This window comes from Ruegeria sp. HKCCD7628 (genome assembly GCF_057221005.1).
Genome location: NZ_JBWVBA010000032.1, coordinates 1 through 3846 on the forward strand (window position 1 = coordinate 1; position 3846 = coordinate 3846).

Consider the following 3846-nt stretch of genomic DNA (forward strand, 5'->3'; position numbering starts at 1 on the left):
TCCTAAAGTCAGCCCTGTTTTTTGCTTCAGGGCTGACGTTTGATTTAGCTACAGGCTTGGACGGCGCGTTTGGTCATGACGCTGACCAGATGTGCACGATAGTCTTTGCTGCCATGCAGATCGCCGATCATGTTCATTGGGTTCACCTTCAGGCCCATCAGGGCGTCGGCGCGGAACTCTTTGGTCAAGGCTTCCTCGGCCTCGGACCAGCGGAATACACCATCTTCGCTGGCACCGGTGACGGCGACGCGGACACCATCCGCGAACCGTGCCAGGTAGACCCCCACCAACGCAAAGCGCGAGGCCGGCTGCAGGAACTTCTGATAGCTTGCGGCCTGCGGCACCGGGAAGCGGATCTGGGTGATGATCTCACCTTCGTCCAGCGCGGTGGTGAACATGCCCTGAAAGAAATCATCCGCCGCAATCTGCCGCGTATTGGTCACAACGGTCGCGCCCGAACCCAACACCCCTGCCGGATAACAGGCCGCCGGATCATTGTTGGCCACCGACCCACCAATTGTGCCGCGATTGCGCACTGCCGGGTCCCCGATCTGACCGGCTAATGCTGCCAGCGCCGGATAGCTTGCCGCCGCCTCGCGCGCCACCGTGGCGTGGGTCGTCGCTCCACCGATAGCGACCGAGCCATCATCCTCGATGCAAACCCCTTGCATCTCGGCAATCCCGCTCAGCGACACCAGCGCCGAGGGCGCCGCCAACCGCTGCTTCAACGTCGGGATCAGTGTCTGACCACCCCCCAACGCCTGCGCATCCTCAGCCCCCAACGCAGCCACCGCATCGGCGATGGTCGAGGGCTTCTCAAACTCGAAATTATACATTCCGCTTTTCCTTTCCGAAGAACACAGATCCGCTCTTCATCTGGCTATAAATACCTCGGGGGTCTGGGGGCAGAGCCCCCAGCTACCCCAACCTCTCAGCTGTTCATCGCCGCCCAAACGCGCGACGGGCTCACCGGCATGTCGATGTGATCCACCGCTTTGCCGCCCGAGTTCATCGCATCCAGAACCGCATTGACCACCGCAGGGGGTGAGCCAATAGCCCCAGCCTCACCACAGCCCTTCACCCCCAGCGGGTTATGCGTGCAGGGCGTCTGGCTGGAATGATCGACGCCGTAGAAGGGCACGTCATCGGCGCGGGGCATGGCGTAATCCATGAAGGACGCGCTCAGCAGCTGGCCATTCTCATCATAGGCGCAGTTCTCCAGTAGCGCCTGACCGATACCCTGACCGATACCGCCATGCACCTGACCATCCACGATCATCGGGTTGACGATATTGCCAAAGTCATCGGCGGCGGTGAAAGCCTCGATACTGACCTTACCGGTCTCGGGGTCCAGCTCGACCTCGCAGGCATAGGCGCCCGAGGGGAAGGTAAAGTTGGCCGGGTCGTAAAACGCGGTCTCCTCCAGCCCCGGCTCGACCTCCAGCGGGTAGTTATGCGGCACATAGGCCGTCAGGGTCACATCGCCCCAGGCCACCGACTTGTCGGTGCCTGCCACGCTGAACTGACCGTCCTTCAGCTCGATATCGGCCTCGGAGGCCTCCAGCAGGTGGGCGGCGATCTTCTTGGCCTTGTCGATCACCTTCTCGGTGGCCTTGACCATGGCCGAGCCACAGACCGCAAGGCTGCGCGAGCCATAAGTGCCCATCCCAAACGGGATCTTCGAGGTGTCGCCATGCACGATCTCGACCATCGACTCGTCGATGCCGATCATGTCGGCCACGACCTGCGGAAAGGCGGTCTCATGCCCTTGCCCATGGCTGTGTGCGCCCACCATGACGCTGATCGAGCCGGTGGCGTTCACCCGCACGGTCGCAGCGTCATAAAGACCCGCGCGCGCGCCCAGCATGCCAACGATGTTCGACGGCGCAATGCCGCACGCCTCGATATAGCAGTTGATGCCCAGACCGCGCAGCTTGCCCTTGGCCTCGCTTTCCGCACGCCGCGCGGCAAAGCCTGCCAGATCGGCGGCGGCCTCAAGCTTGTCCATGGTCCCGTTGTAATCGCCAGTGTCATAGGTCAGCGCCACCGGCGTGTCATAGGGGAACTGGGTGATGAAGTTCTGACGGCGCAGCGCAATGGGATCGACCCCCAGCTCGCGCGCAGCTTTGTCGACGACGCGTTCCAGCTGATAGGTCGCCTCCGGCCGGCCCGCACCGCGATAGGCATCCACCGGCACCGTGTTGGTGAACATCGCCTTCACGTTCACCTGAATGACCGGCGTCTTGTAATTGCCCGCCATCAGCGTGCCGTGCAGCCATGTGGGCACGGAACTGGAGAAGGTCGACAGATAGGCGCCCAGATTGGCATAGGTGTTGGTGCGCAGACCGACGAAGTTGTTGTCCGCATCCAACGCCAGCTCGATCTTGCTGACATGGTCGCGGCCATGGGCATCGGACATGAACGCCTCGGACCGGCTGGCCGACCATTTGACGGGACGGTTGCAGGCCTTGGCGGCGAAGGTCACAAACGCCTCTTCCGCATAGTGGAAGATCTTGGTGCCAAAACCACCGCCCACATCCGGGGCCACCACGCGGACCTTATGCTCGGGCAGGCCCAGAACGAAGGCACACATCAGCAGACGGATCACATGCGGGTTCTGCGAAGTGGTATAGAGCGTATAGTCCTCGGTCCCGCGACTGTATTCCGCCACCGCCACGCGCGGCTCCATCGGGTTGGCAACCAGACGGTTGTTCACCAGATCCAGCGTGGTCACATGGGCCGCATTGGCGAAGACCTCGTTGACCTTGGCGTCATCCGCCTCGCCCAGCTGCCAGTCATAGCAGATGTTGTTCTTCAGATCGTCATGGACCAGCGTTGCACCATCCTGCGCGGCGGCCTTCATGTCGATCACGGCGGGCAGTTCTTCGATATCCAGATCGATCGCCTCGGCGGCATCGCGCGCCTGTTCCAGGCTGTCAGCCACCACGGCCGCGATGGGATCACCCACATGGCGCACTTTACCCTGTGCCAGAATGGGGTGCGCCGGTTCCTGCATGGGCGCGCCATGCTTGTCCGTCACCTCCCAGCCGCAGGGGATGCCGCCCACCCCTTCGAAATCCTTGCCGGTGAATACCCGGACCACACCGGGCATGGCCTCGGCCGCCGAAGTGTCAATGCTGGTGATCCGGCCATGCGCGATATCCGAGCGCAGGAAATACACATAGGCCTGTCCGGCCACGTTGATGTCGTCGGTGTAATTGCCCGCTCCGGTCAGAAAGCGCACGTCCTCGCGCCGCTTGGAACTGGCTCCGATGCCACTGTCTTTGGGCATTGCTTGTTCTCCTCCCATAAACGGATGCTAACGCATCCTTGTCCTTCCACGGGCGCTACAGGCCCGCAGTGGCGTTTATTCCGCAGCGATGCTGCCGACGTCCTGACCCGATGCGGCCATGATCGCCTTGACGATGTTATGATAGCCCGTGCACCGGCACAGGTTGCCTTCCAGATAATGCCGGATCTCGGCCTCGGTCGGGCGCGGATTGTCCTTCAGCAAGGCCGCCGCACTCATCACCATGCCAGGCGTGCAGAACCCGCACTGAAGACCGTGATGATCCTGAAACGCCTGCTGAATGGTGTTCAAAGACCCATCCGCAGTCGCCTGGCCTTCAATCGTACCAACCTCAGAACCGTCCGCCTCAAGCGCAAGCATGTTGCACGACTTCACAGCCTGACCATCAACATGCACAACACACGCACCACATTGCGCCGTGTCACACCCAACATGCGTCCCTGTCATCCCCAAATGATCACGCAAAAATCCAGACAATAACGTCCGACCCTCAACATCACCGCTCACAGCTACGCCGTTCACAGTCATCGAAACCT

General features: G+C 61.6%; 3 protein-coding genes. All 3 read right to left on the reverse strand.

Features of this window, described 5'->3' with window-relative positions:
* Positions 1-44: 44 nt before the first annotated feature.
* Positions 45-836, reverse strand: coding sequence for an FAD binding domain-containing protein (locus tag AC2TAD_RS22205; RefSeq protein ID WP_170356923.1), 792 nt, complete (start codon positions 834-836; stop codon positions 45-47).
* Between the two features lie 95 nt (positions 837-931).
* The gene (locus AC2TAD_RS22210; RefSeq protein ID WP_353394995.1) at positions 932-3292 is read right to left on the reverse strand and encodes a xanthine dehydrogenase family protein molybdopterin-binding subunit; all 2361 of its coding nucleotides are present in this window, start codon (positions 3290-3292) and stop codon (positions 932-934) included.
* A gap of 75 nt (positions 3293-3367) precedes the next feature.
* A partial coding sequence (locus AC2TAD_RS22215) for a (2Fe-2S)-binding protein (protein WP_170756576.1) occupies positions 3368-3846 on the reverse strand: 479 nt, incomplete at its 5' end.

What these genes read in the sequence shown, in the direction of transcription:
- AC2TAD_RS22205 (WP_170356923.1), bottom strand. Translation starts at nt 836, where the DNA reads ATGTATAATTTCGAGTTTGAGAAGCCCTCGACCATCGCCGATGCGGTG.
- AC2TAD_RS22210 (WP_353394995.1), bottom strand. Translation starts at nt 3,292, where the DNA reads ATGCCCAAAGACAGTGGCATCGGAGCCAGTTCCAAGCGGCGCGAGGAC.